The organism is Thermonema rossianum DSM 10300 (assembly GCF_000426825.1).
Taxonomy (GTDB): domain Bacteria; phylum Bacteroidota; class Bacteroidia; order Cytophagales; family Thermonemataceae; genus Thermonema; species Thermonema rossianum.
The window spans coordinates 241,324-257,524 of the sequence record NZ_AUGC01000001.1; the positions used below are offsets into that span (position 1 = coordinate 241,324).

Here is a 16,201-nt window from a genome sequence, read left to right on the forward strand (position 1 = left end):
CACCTACGCCAACAAAAAATAAAAAGTTGCTTGGTGCCAAGCAACTTTTTATTGGAAAATATGATGTTTTTTGAGCTATTCTAAGCTTCCAATCATTTTCTTGGGATCCACCCATTCGTCGAACTGTTCGGCGGTGAGCAAGCCCAGCTCAATAGCCGCTTCTTTTAGGGTTTTTCCTTCTGCATGTGCCTTTTTGGCTATTTTAGCTGCGTTTTCATACCCAATATAGGGGTTAAGAGCGGTTACCAGCATCAAAGAGTTATTGAGGTGATGTTGAATGCGCTCATAGTTGGGCTCAATGCCTACGGCACACTTATCGTTGAATGACTCGCAAGCATCGCCCAACAGGCGGGCAGAAGTAAGCAGGTTGAATATCATCATAGGACGGAACACGTTCAGTTCAAAGTGCCCGTTCATGCCACCAATATTGATGGCGGTATCGTTGCCAATCACCTGAGCACATACCATGGTCATGGCTTCCGACTGCGTGGGGTTCACTTTGCCGGGCATGATGGAAGAGCCGGGTTCGTTGGCCGGGATATTGATTTCACCAATGCCACAGCGGGGGCCCGAAGCCAACATGCGTATGTCATTGGCTATTTTCATCAGGCTGACGGCTAATTGTTTCAGTGCACCCGAGGCTTCCACGATGCCGTCGCTGGCAGCCAAGGCTTCAAATTTGTTGGGCGCAGTGACAAATGGCAAGCCGGTGAATTCGGCAATACGGGCAGCTACTTTTTCGGCATATCCTTTGGGTGTGTTCAAGCCCGTACCTACGGCAGTGCCGCCCAGCGCCAATTCGCGCAGGTGTTCGAGGCTGTTGCGCAGGGCACGCAATCCGTGGTTTAGTTGGGCTACATAGCCGGAGAACTCATTGCCCAGTGTCAGAGGGGTGGCATCCATGAAGTGGGTGCGCCCAATCTTGATTACATCTTTGAAAGCCTCGGCTTTTTGCTGTAAAGTATCGCGCAGTTTTTCGATATGGGGAATGGTGTGTTCTACAATCATCTTGTAGGCGGCAATGTGCATGGCTGTGGGGAAGGTGTCATTCGATGACTGCGACTTGTTTACATCATCATTGGGGTGCAAAAACTTCTTTTTGTCGGTCAGTTGTCCGCCTTTAAGCACATGTCCGCGGTTGGCAATCACTTCGTTTACGTTCATGTTGGTTTGGGTGCCCGAGCCCGTTTGCCACACGACCAGAGGAAACTGATCGTCAAGCTTGCCTTCGAGTATCTCGTCACACACTTTGGCAATCAAATCGGCTTTTTCTTGCGAAAGCACCCCCAATTCGGCATTGGTGAGGGCAGCTGCCTTTTTTAATATGGCATAGGCACGGATTACCTCTATGGGCATGCGGTGCCCGCCGATTTTAAAGTTTTCCCTTGAGCGTTGGGTTTGCGCACCCCAATACTTATCAGCAGGCACTTTTACTTCGCCCATGGTGTCGTGTTCAATGCGATATTCCATAGTTTTACTTTGTTTTAATTGTTGAAAAAATGAAAGTGTTTTATTCAGAGCAAAGATAATAGCTATGGCAAATATGTGGGAATGACATATCTCAAAAGCACAATAAAAAACGAATTTGAAAGAAAAGCTTTGAAAAAGAAGGGAATATATTTGCCGGATTGCGGGGCAGGGGGTATCTTTATGAAAATCAAAGAGATGGTAAAATATAAAAACTTCCGAACAGCAAAGCCGCCCGGAAGTCCCAACCTAACTTTATGAAAACTACAAATGAAAAAGCAATTTTGTTGTCTATGGTGAATATAACGATAGTCTGAAAAAAAGGTTACACTTTTTTAGAATTTTTTACCGGTGCCGTGCTTTGGCTTTTAATGAACAAACTGCCAATGAAACTCAACCCACCCAAGATAACGACTGCCAAGGTTTGAATAGTATGCATGAAGGTAGCAAAAGACAGGGAAAAGTCCTTGGGTAATCCATACATCATGAAGGCGTTCATAACAAGGAAATGATAAGCCCCAATGCCTCCCTGAACAGGGGCTGCAATGCCCAAGCCACCCAATACCAAAATACTGAGCCCGGCAAGTATGCCCAGTTGTGCCGTTTGCGGATGACAGAAGAAGAGCACATAAGCCATCAGATAGTACATCAGCCAAATAAGAACAGTAAAAAAGAAAAAGGCAGGCTTGTTTTTTACTTTGCGTACGCTGAGCACACCGGCCCATAACCCTTCGAGCAAGCGCAGCGCCTTTTGTATAAAGGCAAGGTGGCGGTAACGCTTGGCAATAAAAAACAGCAAGACAAAGCAGCCCACTGCACCGGCCGTCAACACTACCCATGCCCATACGTTATTTTGCAGGCTTGTGATCCACTGATTGGCTTTTTCACCAAATAAGTTTAAGATAAATTGCCCGATACGCGCCGACTCCATGACAAGGGTAAGCATGACCAAGCCCAGCAGGATGAACAAATCAATGATGCGCTCGGTAATCACCGTGCCAAACGACACATTGGCCGGCACCCTGTCGGTTTTTTGCAGTAAGGCACAGCGGGTAACCTCACCCATGCGGGGCAGCAGCAAGTTGGCAAAATAGCCGGTCATGACCGCCACAAATGAATGGCTTATTTTCACCCTGTAACCCAGCGGATCAAGCAGATAAAGCCAGCGATAGGCACGTGCCCAATGCGATACAAAAGCAAAAAAGAAGGAAAGAAGTATCCAACCAATGGGTGCCTGCTGAAAGAGGCTTTTTACCTGGCTCAGGTCTTGATCGCGAAAGGTATAAATAAGAAGTCCTATGCCGGCAACTAAAGGCAGGGCATAGGACAGCAAATAACGCACTACTTTTTTCATTAAGGTAAGCGGTTGTTTTCGTCGGGAAAAATAACAGTGGGTTTGAAGTTCTTGGCTTCTTCCACGCTCATGAATGCATAGGATATGATAATGACCACATCGCCCACTTGCACTTTGCGCGCCGCCGGACCATTGAGGCAAATCATACCGCTGTTGCGTTCCCCTTTGATAACGTAGGTCTCCAGCCGCTCGCCATTATTGATATTGACCACTTGCACGCGTTCGCCCTCAATCAGGTTGGCTGCTTCCATCAGAGCTTCGTCGATGGTAATGCTTCCCACATAATGCAGCTCGGCTTGTGTTACCTTTACTCGGTGAATTTTAGATTTAAATACTTGAATCATCATGACTCTTTGGGGTTTGAGGCAGCAAAGTTAAGAAAACAACAACACATTGTCTATCAATCGTACTTCGCCCACATAGGCAGCAATACACAAAACTACTTCCTTATGACGGTGTATGTCTTTTACTGCGCTAAGAGTATAACCATCTGCCACCTCAAAATATTCCAAACGGATGTCTTTTTTTTGTAAAGGTGCGAAGACCGACGCCACCCACTTTTTGACTTCTTCTACTGAAACACCATTGAGAAGACGCTGCTTGGCTTCTTGCAGTGTTTGATGGAGGATGACAGCCTCGCGGCGTTGCGCCGGCGTCAGGCGCCGGTTCCGTGACGACATGGCCAAGCCGTCGGCTTCACGCACAATGGGGCAGGGCACCACTTCTACCGGAAACGACAGGTCCGCTACCAGTTGACGAATGATAAGGTATTGTTGATAATCCTTTTGCCCGAAATAAGCCTTATTGGGCTGAACAATATGAAATAGCTTGGATACCACCAAGGCTACGCCATTGAAGTGCCCCGGGCGGTGCGCTCCTTCCATCACTTGCTCTAAGTGCCCAAATGAAAAACGAAGCACCGGCGGGGCAGGATACATCTCTTGTTCTTGGGGGGCAAACAGCAAATCGCAGCCTACAGACTCCAGCAGCCGGCGGTCTGCTTCCAACGTACGCGGGTATTTGGCCAGATCGGTAGGGTCGTTGAACTGAGTAGGGTTCACAAAGATGCTGCACACCACCACGTCATTTTCTTCCTTGGCGCGGCGCACCAAGGACAAATGCCCCTCGTGCAAAGCCCCCATGGTAGGTACAAAGCCGATGCTTTTCCCTTCTTTTTTAAAAGTCAGGCATTGTAAATGAGCCTCTTGCGGGTTTTTCAAAAAGAGCATAGATTAGGCATTATAGCATGAATCGAGCGCAATAATAAGGCTTTTTTGAAAAAAACAATTGAAAAGACAAATTTTTTTAGTAAATTTGCATGAGTTTAAGCGACTTAGCACACTTCTGCTTCAAGTGTTTGCCAAGTTGTATTCGTCCATCAAAACGATTACCGAGATGTCAAAGCTTAAGATCCTTTACGCAGCGAGCGAAATCAACCCTTTCCTTCAAACCTCCAAGGTAGCTGACTTTGTGCGCCGCTTGCCCCAGGCAATGCAAGAGCGCGGGATGGAAATTCGTATTCTGGTGCCCCGCTTTGGTATTATCAACGAGAGAAAAAACCGCTTACATGAAGTAGTTCGCTTGTCAGGGATTAATATATCGGTGGGCGACGAGGAGAAACCCTTGATTATCAAGGTGGCTTCGGTGCCCAATGCCAAAATGCAGGTTTATTTTGTCGATAATGACGATTACTTCCAAAGAAAGTCTGTTTTTGTAGATAAAAACAATCAATTCTTCGAAGATAACGACGAGCGGGCAGTCTTTTTCTGCAAAGGGGTGCTCGAAACGGTGAAGCGCCTCGGTTGGGCTCCCGACATTGTGCATTGCAACGATTGGATTACCAGCCTTATTCCCATGTACATTAAAACCGTGTACAAAAAAGATCCCCTCTTCCAGCATACAAAAACGGTCTTCACTGTGTACAATAATTTTTATTCTTATAAATTTGGGGATGATTTAATTGAGAAAGTGAAAATGAACGACATGGACGATGCCAGCCTGGAAGTATTGAAAGGGGCTGATATGAGTGCCCTCATCAAGGCAGGTATGGCATATGCCGATGTGGTTCTTCGCACAAATGAAGATTATGATGAAAAACTTCAGAAGCTATTCGAAGAGCTGGAAGCACAAAACAAACCTATTGGGCAAATCACTGACGAAGAAAACATGCCCGACTACCATTACAACTTGTATAATGAGTTGGCAGGCGAAAAGTAAGCTGCCGTTATTTTTTGCACTTCTTTTTAGCCATCTTCTTTTTTCTTGTCAAGACAACATAGAAGTAGGACAACCGCCCCGCAATATGGCGGTTGTCTTTACTGATACCGTGACGGTAAAGACCAGCACCGTACTTATCGACTCTGTGCAAACCAGCAATGGGGCTTACCTTTTAGTGGGGCAGTACAACGACCCCTACTTTGGCAAAATAACCGCCAAGTCTTTCTTTGCCCTGTCGCCACGGCCGGTTGCACATGACTTTGGCAGCAATCCGCAGTTTCAAAAGCTGACCATGGTGTTGTATAAGCAGTATGCTTATGGTGATACTACCCGCTCGCAAACGGTCTATGTGCACAAAGTGGCAGAACCTATCGTAAAAGACGGGCGCTATTATTCGTTTGAGTCCAAAGCCATAGACCCCACGCCTTTGGGAAGCAAGACTTTTGCCGCTAAAGATATTTTTGGCAGAGTAGTGGAAATAGACCTGTCTGACAGTTTTCGCGACGAGATTGTAAGCCTGTTGCAAAGCACCGACTCTTTGACCCAAGAGCAGCTGGACGGCGTGCTCAACGGTTTGGCGCTTGTGCCCGATGCCGGCGACGATGCCGCTATCTTGGGTTTTTCTGCTTCATCGGCATTGCTTTCTTTTTTACGCCTCGAATACCTCGACGATAATGGTGACACACAGTATTATTACATAGGCGTGCGTCCGGCAAGCATCACCACCGGTGAGACTGCCCCGAAAGCCGTGCGATTCAACCAAGTGACAGCAGACCGCAGCGGTACCGCCTTGGCCGGTGTGGGGCTTTATGAGCCTGTGCCTGAAACATCTTTGGGCAATGCCGCTTATATGCAGGGGCTTCTGGGCGTGGGCACAAAAATAGAGTTCCCCTACTTGGCAGAGTTTCACAAGTTGGGTTTGATTGCCATCAATCAAGCTTATCTGCTTTTTTCGCCCATCGTAGATGTGGAAAATCCTTTTTATTCCCTGCCCGCCACTTTCCATTTCATAGAGCTTGATGCTGAAGGTAAGCCGGTGAAAATACCTGTTACACGCAGTGTTTCCGGCTCCACCATCGTATGGGAAGATACTACTTACCGCAAGGTGCAAACCGAAGGCTTCGATCCTTTGGGTGTTAGTCAAGATATGCTTGTGTACTACGACCCTCTGACGCGCTCCTATAACGCCAATATCACGAGTTATACGCAGTATGTGATGAATGGCCTGAGCGCACGCTATCAGGGCAATGCCAAAAAAGACAATTACGGATTGCTGATTGCACCCTCTACACTCAATAATGAAGTAAATCGCATCATTATTGGTGGACATTTGCACCCGCAAAAACGTTTACATTTAAGACTCTTTTATTCAATCATTCAAAACGAGTAGTTTATGTGTGGAATTGTCGCTTATATTGGTCATAGAGAAGCATACCCTGTCATCATAAAAGGACTCAAGCGTCTGGAGTACAGAGGATATGACAGCGCGGGAGTTGCGCTGCTCAATGGCGGCTTGAAAGTGTATAAGAAAAAAGGCAAAGTTGAAGAGCTGGAAAAGCTACTTGCCAATGTTGACGACTTGCACAGCCACATAGGCATTGGGCATACACGCTGGGCAACTCACGGTGAACCTACCGACAGCAATGCACATCCCCATGTATCAGGCGATGGCAAGATGGCTATTATCCATAACGGTATCATTGAAAACTATGCTACGCTGCGCCAAGAGCTCGAAAATAAAGGACATGTATTTCAATCTGATACCGACACGGAAGTACTGATTCATTTTATAGAAGAAATTAAAAAGCAAGAAAACTGCTCGCTGGAAGAAGCCGTACGTTTGGCTTTGAACAAGGTAGTCGGGGCGTTTGCCATCGTGGTATTGTCGCAAGATGACGAGCGTAAGCTGATAGCGGCACGCCGCAGCAGCCCCATGGTAATAGGCGTAGGCGATGGCGAATATTTTGTAGCATCCGATGCCGCGCCAATTATTGAGTACACCAATAAAGTAATCTTTTTGAATGACGACGAATATGCCGTCATTACGGATCATAGCTTGGATATCCGCACCCTGCAGGATGTGCCTACCACCCCCTACATCGAACAGCTGGACATTGAGCTGGAAGCCATCGAGAAAGGGGGCTATCCGCATTTTATGCTGAAGGAAATTTTTGAGCAACCGCGCTCTATCTATGACAGCATGCGCGGCCGCTTGGATGCTTCTACCGGACGGCTTACTTTGGGGGGGCTCATTGAATATCAAAACCGCTTGGCCAATGCCGACCGTATCATTATGGTGGCTTGTGGCACTTCATGGCATGCCGGCTTGGTGGCAGAGTATATTTTTGAAGAGCTGGCACGTATTCCCGTAGAGGTTGAATACGCTTCAGAGTTTCGTTATCGCAACCCCATCATTCGTGAAAATGATATAGTTATTGCTATCTCTCAGTCCGGCGAAACTGCCGACACCATTGCGGCTATTCAGATAGCCAAAGCAAAAGGTGCTCTTATTTTAGGTGTTTGTAATGTGGTGGGCTCTACCATTGCCCGCATGACCCATGCCGGTGCCTATACCCACGCCGGGCCGGAAATTGGGGTTGCCAGCACCAAAGCCTTTACGGCACAGCTTACTGTCTTGACCATGATGGCGCTGTTTACAGCCCATAAAAAGGGAACCATTTCAGAGGCCCGCTTCCGTCAGCTATTGGTGGGCTTGGAAACGCTGCCGAAGAAAGTAGAAGAAACGCTCGAGCGGGTGCATGAGCCTATTAAACAAATTGCCGCCTTGTTCAAAGATGCCCGCAACTTCCTTTATCTGGGGCGTGGGTGTAATTTCCCCGTGGCTTTGGAAGGGGCTCTTAAGTTGAAAGAGATTTCCTACATTCATGCCGAAGGGTATCCGGCAGCCGAAATGAAGCATGGGCCCATTGCTTTGATTGACAAAGAAATGCCCGTGGTTTTCATTGCCCTGCAAGACAGCTCCTATGAAAAGGTGATTTCCAATATTCAAGAAGTGAAAGCGCGCAATGGACGTGTGATTGCTATTGTGAACGAAGGCGATGAGGTGGTAAAAAATATGGCGGAATTTGTGATTGAAATCCCCAAAACCGAAGAGATTTTATCACCTATTCTTTCTGTGCTTCCTTTGCAGCTGCTGGCATACCATATTGCCGTGTTACGTGGCTGCGATGTGGACCAACCCCGCAACTTGGCTAAATCGGTAACTGTTGAGTAAATATGAAAAAAGCAATAGAAAGCAAACAAGCCCCCGCCCCCATAGGCCCTTACAGTCAAGCTGTATTGGCGGGCAATACACTTTACGTATCCGGGCAGATAGCCATAGACCCGGAAACCGGCGACTTACTTACTTCCAACTTGGAAGAAGAAGCCACGCGGGTCATGGAGAATATAAGGGCTATTTTGGCAGCAGCAGGCATGGACTTTTCTCATGTGGTGAAGTGCACCATCTTTCTTAATAACATGCAGGATTTTCAGCGTATCAACCAAGTATATGGGCGCTACTTCGAAGGCATGGTGCCTCCCGCACGCGAAACCGTGGAAGTCAGCTGTCTGCCCAAAAATGTAAATGTGGAAATATCGTGTATTGCAGTGAAGGCTTAGTAAAAACGCTTTACTGCTTTTTTTGAAACCAACCGGCTATGCAAACTGCTCAAATTCTTTTTCAGGCAGAAAACATTCAATTTGACAAATATCCCGACGGCCTGGTGCCGGCAATAGTGCAAGATGTTCGCACGCGCAAAGTGTTGATGCTCGGCTATATGAGCCGTGAGGCATGGCAAAAGACGATAGAAACTGCCAAAGTCACTTTTTTCAGCCGCAGCAAACAACGTTTGTGGACTAAAGGCGAGACATCCGGGCATTACTTGCACCTGCGTGAAGCACGCTTAGATTGCGATGCAGATGCCCTGTTGTTGTTGGTAGAGCCGGCAGGTCCGGTGTGCCATACCGGCGAAGATACTTGCTTCTTCGAAAACAATGTTCCCGGTGGCTTTCTTTTTCTTCATGAGTTGGCGCAGTTGATTCATGAGCGTAAAGTGGCCCCCAAAGAAGGCGCTTATACAAGCCGTCTGTTTGAAAAGGGCATTCCCAAAATTGCTCAAAAAGTAGGCGAAGAAGCTGTGGAAACGGTCATCGAGGCAATGAAGCAAGACTTGCCCCGCCTGCATGAAGAAGCGGCCGACCTGATGTATCACTTGTTGGTTTTGCTCGAGGCTTGTGACACTTCTTTTGATGCTGTGGCTGAGGTGTTGCGGCAGCGCCATCTGGCTAAGGGTAAGTAAAAGCATACAACAACAGGTTGGCGCCCATGCGTAATGCCTGTTGGCGCAGCTCCTCGGGGTCATTGTAAATGCTTTGGTCTTCCCAGCCGTTGCCCAAGTCCGATTCATACGAAAAAAAGCATACGACTCTGCCTTCATAAATGAGTGCAAAGCCTTGAGGTGGTTTGCCGTCGTGCTCATGTATTTTGGGCAAGCCTTTGGGAAAGTCGTATTTCATGTGGTAAATAGGATGACTGAAAGGGAGCTCGACAAAATCGAGCTCGGGGAAGACCTTTTTCATTTCCCGGATGGCATGCTCATACAAGCCGTAGTTGTCGTCTATATGCAGAAAACCGCCGGCAATTAAGTAATTGCGCAGATTTTGGGCTTCTTGCGCCGTAAAGGACACATGACCATGCCCCGTCATGTACACAAAGGGGTATTGAAAAATATCGGGGCTGCCCACTTCCACAATGTCTTCTTCGTCAGCCAGTGGCAGTGCTAAATGCTCTTTGCAGAAAGCAATCAGGTTGGGTAAAGCTGTTTTGTTGGCATACCAATCACCACCACCGTTGTATTTCAACTTGGCAATACGTATGGTAGGCTCTTGGGCTTGCACTGAAAAAGACGTAAATAACAGCCCTACGGTAAAGCAAAGAATACGGCAAAACAGCATCTCTTATTTTCAGATGGTCCAATGTTCTTTTAAAGGTACAAAATGAATTCGATGCCGCAAACACGACTCAAACCACTGAAGAGGCTGCTGAATTTTATCACCGGTGCGGGTATCGCATTTAAAAAAGAGATAGAACAGCTGCAGCGCTTCGCCCAGTGCTTCTGCGAGGGCATGTAGCTCTCTTTCGGCTGTTTGCCAGTCACTGCTCTGCTTGCCTTTGCGCCAGATATGATAGGCATTGTCGTGCCATTCAATAATGTTGAGCAGCTGTATGTCGTCGGTAAAACGGGCAGCAAATTGCCTTGCCAGGTAGGCATGATGGCGCTGAGGGGGAATCGTTTGCCCCGTTCTGTATAGTGCTTCGTATTTAAAATTGTCATGTATCAAAGCAATGAAACGAAGCTTGTCGTGTGTTTCATCGTTGATGAAAGGGTCGATAAGTGAAATATTGTAAAGCACTTCTTGCACATGATACAACACCATGCCTTCGGGGTGTCCGCTGCGGGGGCGCCCAAAATACAAGCCTTTTTGCCACTCGGGCCGATTCATCAAAGCTTCTTCTACTCTGTTGTGTGGGTGGAGCGTATGTTCACCTAAAAAAGGTAGAAAAAGAACCTGTGAGATGCTCATAGTTGTTGGGCGATTTGAATAATGAGACAGGCAGCAATGCCGGCTGTTTCAGTTCTTAATCTACTTTCCCCCAAAGATACTGCCAAACTATGGTTTTCAAGGGCTTCTTTTATTTCTTCTTTCGAAAAATCGCCTTCAGGACCTATAAACACTTCATAGCTTTGCCCTTTGCGTATGCTATGCAAGAGCAAGGGGGTATGTTCATCTTGCAGGTGAGCAATGAAGCGTTGGCCCATAGGCGGGCGCCGGACAGCTTCGGTAAAGTCGATAGGTTCATGAATGACCGGCTTATAAAACTTAAGTGATTGTTTCATGGCTTGAACAGCCAAACGTTCCAGGCGGTCGGTGCGTACTTTGCTGCGTTCCGAATAATGACAAAGCAAAGGGGTGATGCTGCTGACACCTATTTCCGTGGCTTTTTCGACCAACCATTCCATGCGGTCGTGGTTTTTGGTGGGCGCCACCAGCAGATGAATGGTATAAGAAGGCGCCGGCACTTGCTCTTCATGAACGATGCGGTAGCTGCCTTCCCCTTTTTTATCTATGTGAAGCAGTTCGGCGCGGGCTTTATAGCCTTGGCCGTCGGTCAAGTAAAAAAAATCACCGGGGCGAAGACGCACCGCACGCAGGTGCTGCCACTCGTCCCGGCTGAGTTGTCCTTCTTCCAAATAAAACAGATGCATAACCGTTGCCCGTTAACAAAGGCAAAGTTACAAACTAAAAAAGTGCTTCAAAAAGCCACTCGAGAATGGCGTGTACTATCGCCAGCAATATGCTGTAAAGAACGGCATTCCAGAAGCCGCCTATCTGAAAGCCATCGAGCAGGGCAGATACCATCAGCAAAATGACGGCATTGATAACGATGAGGAACAAGCCTAAGGTGAAGACGGTAACCGGTAAGGTAAGGAAGGTAAGAATAGGCTTGATGGTGACAGAGGCAATAGCCAGTAAAATGGCGGCAATAATGGCAGTGCCGTAGCCATCTACCTGCACTTTGGGATAAATTTTAGCTGAAAGCACAATAGCTAAACCGTAAATAAGCAGTTTGCCGATTAGTTTCATGAGCTTGTCGGTTTAAAAGTGAAACATCTTGAATGCTTGTTCATAAATGTATGAAAAAAAACAATATGGTGTTTTAGGTTCATCAAAGCATTTTTAAAGCTTTAAGAAGGTGCGATGCTTAGGAGGTGCCATCCACTGCATGATCCCTACATAAACGGCAGCAATCAGCGCTGCGGCAATGCCTGCGTACCATATTGGCGTAATCCGGAAGCCGGAAAACAGCTTTTGAACAATCCACAGCCATACGAAATGTGCAGCGGCAATCCACAGCCATAGACCGGCAATGGGCAGGAAGCCGCGGGCACCTTTGATATTGATATACAGCAGTGGCAGGCTGATTGGAAACAGCAGCAGAAACATGAGCGAGCGGGTCGAATGATAGCCTGCCACCACGAGCAAAGCCGAGAGTAGGGCAGTAGATAGCGTATCGAACGTAAAGCCCGGAAAGAAAGCCCAGCATATAGCCACCAACAGCAGTTGAATAAGCACCATTTTCATACTGAATCTTTTTTTTTGAGTTTGACGTTTTAAATGATATACGAAAAAACAAAAGAAACGATGGCAGAAGGAAGCCGCATATGGTATTTTGAAGAAACCAACCTTTTCAATTTGTTTTGCCCGCATAAGTCCAAGCATCTGGGAGAGCGGCATGTCTTTTTGGAGTATCAAAAAGACGAATTCATTTATTTTGAAGAGGATCCTTCTGACAAGATTTATTTGATAGCTTCGGGCAGGGTGAAGATTTTTTCCTACAACGAGCAAGGCGAAGAGTTTGTAAAGGCTATTTTGGGTAAAGGCGAAATCTTTGGCGAGCAGTCTATTTTGGGCGAAGGGCAGCGCACGGACTTCGCACAGGCCATTGAGCCCACGACTATTTGCCGCATGCACCTGGAAGACCTTCAGGAAATGATGCGCGACAATCAAGCCCTGAGCCTTTATATTCACAAGCTTATCAACTTGCGATTCAAGCGCTTAGAACGCAGACTGGAGCTGCTTTTGTTCAAAGATGTCAAAACACGCCTGTATGAATTCTTGTGCGACCTTGCACAAGAAGAAGGGGTAGTAAAGGGAAATGAGGTGCATGTCAACAGCCGTCTGACACACAAAGACATAGCCAAGCTTATCGGCAGTTCAAGGCAAACCGTGACCACCTTGCTCAATGAGCTTCAGGATGAGGGTAAGCTGAAAGCAGAGCGCCGCCGCTATATATTGCCCTTGGAAGCACTGCGCTCTGCATCAGTCTGAGCGCCCTAAAATGAAACTGTATTTTTGCTCATCGCGCAGTAGCTCGATGGCTTTTTGTATTTCGCGGTCGGTATCGAAGGAAGCCAGCGCTTCGGCTTTTTCAAAATACACGTGCTTATAGAGCTCGTCTTCTATTAGCTCCAACACACACGTTTTATGTTGGCGAATAAGCTGCCGGTGGTCTGTTTTTAGCTTCTTTTTCAGCCGGCTGAGGTCTTCTGCCACCGAGGCATAGAGGTCGGGGGTTTCTTTTAGTTGTTGCTCCAGCACCGAAACATACTCTTCATGCGAGGTGGCATAATGAAAATTCTGCTTATCGAGCCATTGAATAAAGTCTTCCAACACTTCGGGTGGAAGTGTTATTTCTTTTCCGAGTGTATGGCGGGCAGCGTAATCTACGCCATAATTGAAGATATAATAGTTTTGAAGAAGATAGTTGCATATTTCAGGCAGGCTGTCTGCCGGAACGACGATGTCGGGCTCTAAGCCGGCACCGTCGAAAACCATGCGTCCTGCACGGGTCTTGAAGCTGCGGCGCAGCGAATCGGGAATGCGGTAAAGGCTGCCGTCTGCGTTGTGCACTGAATAGTCGATGGCTTGAATGCAGCGCCCGCTTGGAATATAGTATTTGGCAATGGTTACTTTGAGCTGTGCGTTGTAGGAGAGTGGACGGGTCACTTGCACAAGCCCTTTTCCAAAGGTGCGTTGCCCTATCAAAATGGCGCGGTCGTAGTCTTGCAAAGCGCCGGCTACAATCTCAGAAGCCGAAGCACTGCGGTTGTTGACCAACACCACCAAGGGGCTTTCAAGGTCATAAGGGGCATTGAGGGTGTAGTACTCTTTATTCCACTCACTGATTTTTCCTTTGGTGGAAACAACGAGCTCATTTTTTGGAACAAACAAATTGACGATGTTGATGGCTTCGCTCAACAAGCCCCCGGGGTTATTGCGCAGGTCAATAATGAAAGCTTGGGCGCCGGCTCTCTTGAGGGAGTCCATGGCAGCACGCACTTCTTCGGAGGCGCCCATGGTGAAGTCCGACAGCTGAATATAGCCTACCTGCTCATTGAGCATGCCAAAATAAGGCACATTGCTGATGTGTATTTCTTCTCTTTTGATAGAAAAGGTTTTTCTTTCGCCGGTAGTAGGGCGCAGTATTTCTATTTCTACGGGTGTGCCGCTTTGCCCTTTGAGCAAAGTCGATATTTCATCGCTGCTTTTTCCGGCAGTGCTCACGCCGTTGATGCTTGTAATTTGGTCACCTATTTTAAGGCCGGCTCTTTGCGCCGGAGAGCCTTCATAAGGAAGGACTATCACACACTTGCCTTCTTGGGTGCGTATGGTGGCACCAATGCCCGCATAGCGCCCTGTGGTCATGGTACGATAGTCTTCAATGCGGTCTTCCGATATGTAGTTGGTGTAAGGGTCCAGGTCGCTCAACATGGCATCGATGGCCTTCTGCATGAGGCGGTTGGCGTTTATGTCATCTACATAGTAGGTGTTTAACTCTTTGAATAAGGTGGCAAAAATGTCTAAGTTCTTGGCTATCTCGAAAGCGTTGTCTTTTTGTTGAGCTGTGGCAGTGCCGTGCAGAGCCAAAAGCAACGAAAGCAAGCACAACAGGCCTGCATGCATGGTAGAACGCATAAAGTTCATAGGGCATTTTCTTTTTATCGGGAGCAAGCAAGTGCTCTATCTTTTGAATTTACAGACTCTGTTTGAATCTTGCAAATGCCTTGCAGAGGGCTTCTTCTATTTGGTGAAAATCCATGAGGGTTTTGCCTACATACACAATGGCCAAGGCACGCCATGGGGGCAGCAAATCATGGAAGAAGTCGTATTTATGCAAACGATAGGCTTCTTTCATGCGTCGCCGTAGATAGTGGCGGTCGTGGGCACGCCGGAAGCGTTTTTTGGGGACAATAAAAAGCACCTGTGGATAATGAGGCAGCATGTTGCCTTCATCCACAAGAAAAAAAAACTTAAACGGATAAAAGAAAAAAGAGGAACTATTGCTATCGAATAGTTCCTGAATGATTTTTCGGTTGGATAGTCGTTCGGACTTGGGTAGTTTTTGGCTTTTGTCAAGCACTGCCCGCTTGCTCATTAAGCGTTTACACGCAGCTTATGACGGTATTCGTCCGATACGGTCAGTTTTTTTCTACCCTTGGCACGACGACGAGCCAACACTTTGCGCCCATTTTTAGTTTTCATACGTGCACGGAACCCGTGTGTGTTGCGGCGCTTTCTGCGAGATGGTTGATATGTACGCTTCATTGGAATTTATCGTTTTCAATTCTTAGCTTTGAGCCTGCAAATTTAAGAGTTTTTTTGTGAATGCCAAACTTTTGTGAGAAATTGAAAGACAACCCCTTTGACCCTGTTGCGTTAAAAGACCATATGAGCGTTTCTTCCGAACAAACTTCTGACTTGCGTTTTACCTTTATCATCCCACCGGGGGAAGGGGATGCCGAGGCGTGTATGCAGAGCATCGTCCGGCAGCAATATCCCCATGTGGAAGTCATTAGCAGCGAAAAGCCCAATTACATGGCGCCTTCCTTGAAGGTAAAGGTCATTGGCACTACTGCCCCGGTGCATTACTTGAACCTGGCTCTGGAGCAATCGGTCGGTGAGGTGATTGGTTTTTTGTCCAAGGGAGCGGAATTGGCGCCTTATAGTCTTTACAAAATATCGAATCAGCTGCAAAAAGGCACCATGCTGTGTGCCATTGGTAAAACCAAGACAGCAAGGGGGGAGCTGCACCGTACTTATTTTGATGTGAATGACATAACAGACTCCATTGCCCGTGCCTATATGGCAGTGGGTGAGTGTTTTTTTCGAAGAGAAACGCTTGACTGGGTGGGGTATATCGACGAGCGCCTGCCACTATGGGGGCTGCAGGAGTGGTGGGTGCGCTTGTTGTGTGTAACCGAAGGCAAAGCCATTGCCAAGCTGACAGATGTGGTGTTGGAAACCAAAGAACCGGACGCAGCAAGTGAGCACCAGCAAGAACAGATAGAGCGCGATACCTTTTTCCATACACTTGCCAGCATGTTCCGTTACTACGAAGCGGCCTATTTTATCCGTGAATTTGGGCGTGTAGCTCCGGACTTCTCTTTGCCACATTACAGGGACTTAGCACCCGATTTTGTAGTAAAAATCTTAAAGAATTTTTGCGCGCAGCTCGCCCGGGAAGCTATGGTCAGAGGGGTACGAAGAAGTTACGTAAAAAAACGATTGGCAGCCTTGTAGTATTTTTTTAACGAATAT

At 47.3% G+C, this 16,201-nt stretch carries 19 protein-coding genes; 7 read left to right on the forward strand and 12 right to left on the reverse strand.

Annotation, left to right across the window (positions count from 1 at the left end):
* Positions 1 to 75: 75 nt before the first annotated feature.
* From fumC to panC, 4 genes are all read right to left on the reverse strand, one after another.
* Entirely contained in the window at positions 76 to 1,470 is a 1,395-nt protein-coding gene (gene fumC, locus K384_RS01120; protein WP_038028542.1) for a class II fumarate hydratase, read from the reverse strand.
* Between the two features lie 322 nt (positions 1,471 to 1,792).
* Positions 1,793 to 2,821, reverse strand: coding sequence for a lysylphosphatidylglycerol synthase transmembrane domain-containing protein (locus tag K384_RS01130; protein WP_038028545.1), 1,029 nt, complete (start codon positions 2,819 to 2,821; stop codon positions 1,793 to 1,795).
* Positions 2,821 to 3,168: an aspartate 1-decarboxylase gene (gene panD, locus K384_RS01135; protein WP_038028547.1), complete on the reverse strand. Its 348-nt coding sequence runs from the start codon at positions 3,166 to 3,168 to the stop codon at positions 2,821 to 2,823. The genes K384_RS01130 and panD overlap by 1 nt, the downstream gene beginning before the upstream one ends.
* Before the next feature lie 27 nt (positions 3,169 to 3,195).
* The gene (panC, locus tag K384_RS01140; RefSeq protein ID WP_051632994.1) at positions 3,196 to 4,050 is read right to left on the reverse strand and encodes a pantoate--beta-alanine ligase; all 855 of its coding nucleotides are present in this window, start codon (positions 4,048 to 4,050) and stop codon (positions 3,196 to 3,198) included.
* Positions 4,051 to 4,216: 166 nt separating this feature from the next.
* Between panC and K384_RS01145 the strand changes: the two genes are divergently transcribed.
* The 5 genes from K384_RS01145 to hisIE all read left to right on the forward strand — a co-directional run bounded on the left by K384_RS01145 (position 4,217) and on the right by hisIE (position 9,339).
* On the forward strand, positions 4,217 to 5,038 hold the full coding sequence (locus K384_RS01145) for a glycogen/starch synthase (RefSeq protein ID WP_038028977.1): 822 nt from the start codon (positions 4,217 to 4,219) through the stop codon (positions 5,036 to 5,038).
* A gap of 85 nt (positions 5,039 to 5,123) precedes the next feature.
* Positions 5,124 to 6,428 (forward strand): DUF4270 family protein, encoded by a 1,305-nt coding sequence (locus K384_RS01150; RefSeq protein ID WP_169737594.1) that lies wholly within the window; start codon positions 5,124 to 5,126, stop codon positions 6,426 to 6,428.
* Between the two features lie 3 nt (positions 6,429 to 6,431).
* Complete coding sequence (glmS, locus tag K384_RS01155) at positions 6,432 to 8,273, forward strand: glutamine--fructose-6-phosphate transaminase (isomerizing) (protein ID WP_038028551.1); 1,842 nt, start codon at positions 6,432 to 6,434, stop codon at positions 8,271 to 8,273.
* 2 nt (positions 8,274 to 8,275) lie between these two features.
* Positions 8,276 to 8,659 (forward strand): RidA family protein, encoded by a 384-nt coding sequence (locus K384_RS01160; RefSeq protein WP_038028553.1) that lies wholly within the window; start codon positions 8,276 to 8,278, stop codon positions 8,657 to 8,659.
* A gap of 38 nt (positions 8,660 to 8,697) precedes the next feature.
* A complete protein-coding gene (hisIE, locus tag K384_RS01165; protein ID WP_038028554.1) occupies positions 8,698 to 9,339 on the forward strand; it encodes a bifunctional phosphoribosyl-AMP cyclohydrolase/phosphoribosyl-ATP diphosphatase HisIE in 642 nt (213 codons plus the stop codon).
* Here the strand turns inward: hisIE and K384_RS01170 are convergent.
* From K384_RS01170 to K384_RS01190, 5 genes are all read right to left on the reverse strand, one after another.
* A complete protein-coding gene (locus tag K384_RS01170; RefSeq protein ID WP_038028555.1) occupies positions 9,326 to 9,994 on the reverse strand; it encodes a DUF4159 domain-containing protein in 669 nt (222 codons plus the stop codon). The two genes, hisIE and K384_RS01170, sit on opposite strands and share 14 nt — an antisense overlap.
* Before the next feature lie 9 nt (positions 9,995 to 10,003).
* Positions 10,004 to 10,624, reverse strand: a complete 621-nt coding sequence (locus K384_RS01175; protein WP_051632995.1) for a hypothetical protein — start codon at positions 10,622 to 10,624, stop codon at positions 10,004 to 10,006.
* The gene (locus K384_RS01180; RefSeq protein WP_038028556.1) at positions 10,621 to 11,307 is read right to left on the reverse strand and encodes an RsmE family RNA methyltransferase; all 687 of its coding nucleotides are present in this window, start codon (positions 11,305 to 11,307) and stop codon (positions 10,621 to 10,623) included. The genes K384_RS01175 and K384_RS01180 overlap by 4 nt, the downstream gene beginning before the upstream one ends.
* 34 nt (positions 11,308 to 11,341) lie before the next feature.
* On the reverse strand, positions 11,342 to 11,686 hold the full coding sequence (locus tag K384_RS01185; protein ID WP_038028558.1) for a phage holin family protein: 345 nt from the start codon (positions 11,684 to 11,686) through the stop codon (positions 11,342 to 11,344).
* 93 nt (positions 11,687 to 11,779) lie between these two features.
* Positions 11,780 to 12,184, reverse strand: coding sequence for a hypothetical protein (locus K384_RS01190; protein WP_038028560.1), 405 nt, complete (start codon positions 12,182 to 12,184; stop codon positions 11,780 to 11,782).
* A gap of 60 nt (positions 12,185 to 12,244) precedes the next feature.
* Between K384_RS01190 and K384_RS01195 the strand changes: the two genes are divergently transcribed.
* Positions 12,245 to 12,931: a Crp/Fnr family transcriptional regulator gene (locus tag K384_RS01195; RefSeq protein ID WP_038028561.1), complete on the forward strand. Its 687-nt coding sequence runs from the start codon at positions 12,245 to 12,247 to the stop codon at positions 12,929 to 12,931.
* Here the strand turns inward: K384_RS01195 and K384_RS01200 are convergent.
* From K384_RS01200 to rpmH, 3 genes are read right to left on the reverse strand one after another with little or no spacing between them, the layout of a single operon-like run.
* The gene (locus K384_RS01200; RefSeq protein ID WP_051632996.1) at positions 12,923 to 14,587 is read right to left on the reverse strand and encodes a S41 family peptidase; all 1,665 of its coding nucleotides are present in this window, start codon (positions 14,585 to 14,587) and stop codon (positions 12,923 to 12,925) included. The two genes, K384_RS01195 and K384_RS01200, sit on opposite strands and share 9 nt — an antisense overlap.
* A gap of 49 nt (positions 14,588 to 14,636) precedes the next feature.
* On the reverse strand, positions 14,637 to 15,038 hold the full coding sequence (locus K384_RS01205) for a ribonuclease P protein component (protein WP_038028562.1): 402 nt from the start codon (positions 15,036 to 15,038) through the stop codon (positions 14,637 to 14,639).
* Positions 15,038 to 15,208, reverse strand: coding sequence for a 50S ribosomal protein L34 (rpmH, locus tag K384_RS01210; protein WP_038028564.1), 171 nt, complete (start codon positions 15,206 to 15,208; stop codon positions 15,038 to 15,040). The genes K384_RS01205 and rpmH overlap by 1 nt, the downstream gene beginning before the upstream one ends.
* 60 nt (positions 15,209 to 15,268) lie before the next feature.
* Between rpmH and K384_RS01215 the strand changes: the two genes are divergently transcribed.
* The gene (locus K384_RS01215) at positions 15,269 to 16,183 is read left to right on the forward strand and encodes a glycosyltransferase family protein (RefSeq protein ID WP_038028566.1); all 915 of its coding nucleotides are present in this window, start codon (positions 15,269 to 15,271) and stop codon (positions 16,181 to 16,183) included.
* Positions 16,184 to 16,201: the final 18 nt, after the last annotated feature.

What these genes read in the sequence shown, in the direction of transcription:
- fumC (WP_038028542.1), bottom strand. Translation starts at nt 1,470, where the DNA reads ATGGAATATCGCATTGAACACGACACCATGGGCGAAGTAAAAGTGCCT.
- K384_RS01130 (WP_038028545.1), bottom strand. Translation starts at nt 2,821, where the DNA reads ATGAAAAAAGTAGTGCGTTATTTGCTGTCCTATGCCCTGCCTTTAGTT.
- panD (WP_038028547.1), bottom strand. Translation starts at nt 3,168, where the DNA reads ATGATGATTCAAGTATTTAAATCTAAAATTCACCGAGTAAAGGTAACA.
- panC (WP_051632994.1), bottom strand. Translation starts at nt 4,050, where the DNA reads ATGCTCTTTTTGAAAAACCCGCAAGAGGCTCATTTACAATGCCTGACT.
- K384_RS01145 (WP_038028977.1), top strand. Translation starts at nt 4,217, where the DNA reads ATGTCAAAGCTTAAGATCCTTTACGCAGCGAGCGAAATCAACCCTTTC.
- K384_RS01150 (WP_169737594.1), top strand. Translation starts at nt 5,124, where the DNA reads ATGGCGGTTGTCTTTACTGATACCGTGACGGTAAAGACCAGCACCGTA.
- glmS (WP_038028551.1), top strand. Translation starts at nt 6,432, where the DNA reads ATGTGTGGAATTGTCGCTTATATTGGTCATAGAGAAGCATACCCTGTC.
- K384_RS01160 (WP_038028553.1), top strand. Translation starts at nt 8,276, where the DNA reads ATGAAAAAAGCAATAGAAAGCAAACAAGCCCCCGCCCCCATAGGCCCT.
- hisIE (WP_038028554.1), top strand. Translation starts at nt 8,698, where the DNA reads ATGCAAACTGCTCAAATTCTTTTTCAGGCAGAAAACATTCAATTTGAC.
- K384_RS01170 (WP_038028555.1), bottom strand. Translation starts at nt 9,994, where the DNA reads ATGCTGTTTTGCCGTATTCTTTGCTTTACCGTAGGGCTGTTATTTACG.
- K384_RS01175 (WP_051632995.1), bottom strand. Translation starts at nt 10,624, where the DNA reads ATGAGCATCTCACAGGTTCTTTTTCTACCTTTTTTAGGTGAACATACG.
- K384_RS01180 (WP_038028556.1), bottom strand. Translation starts at nt 11,307, where the DNA reads ATGCATCTGTTTTATTTGGAAGAAGGACAACTCAGCCGGGACGAGTGG.
- K384_RS01185 (WP_038028558.1), bottom strand. Translation starts at nt 11,686, where the DNA reads ATGAAACTAATCGGCAAACTGCTTATTTACGGTTTAGCTATTGTGCTT.
- K384_RS01190 (WP_038028560.1), bottom strand. Translation starts at nt 12,184, where the DNA reads ATGAAAATGGTGCTTATTCAACTGCTGTTGGTGGCTATATGCTGGGCT.
- K384_RS01195 (WP_038028561.1), top strand. Translation starts at nt 12,245, where the DNA reads ATGGCAGAAGGAAGCCGCATATGGTATTTTGAAGAAACCAACCTTTTC.
- K384_RS01200 (WP_051632996.1), bottom strand. Translation starts at nt 14,587, where the DNA reads ATGAACTTTATGCGTTCTACCATGCATGCAGGCCTGTTGTGCTTGCTT.
- K384_RS01205 (WP_038028562.1), bottom strand. Translation starts at nt 15,038, where the DNA reads ATGAGCAAGCGGGCAGTGCTTGACAAAAGCCAAAAACTACCCAAGTCC.
- rpmH (WP_038028564.1), bottom strand. Translation starts at nt 15,208, where the DNA reads ATGAAGCGTACATATCAACCATCTCGCAGAAAGCGCCGCAACACACAC.
- K384_RS01215 (WP_038028566.1), top strand. Translation starts at nt 15,269, where the DNA reads ATGCCAAACTTTTGTGAGAAATTGAAAGACAACCCCTTTGACCCTGTT.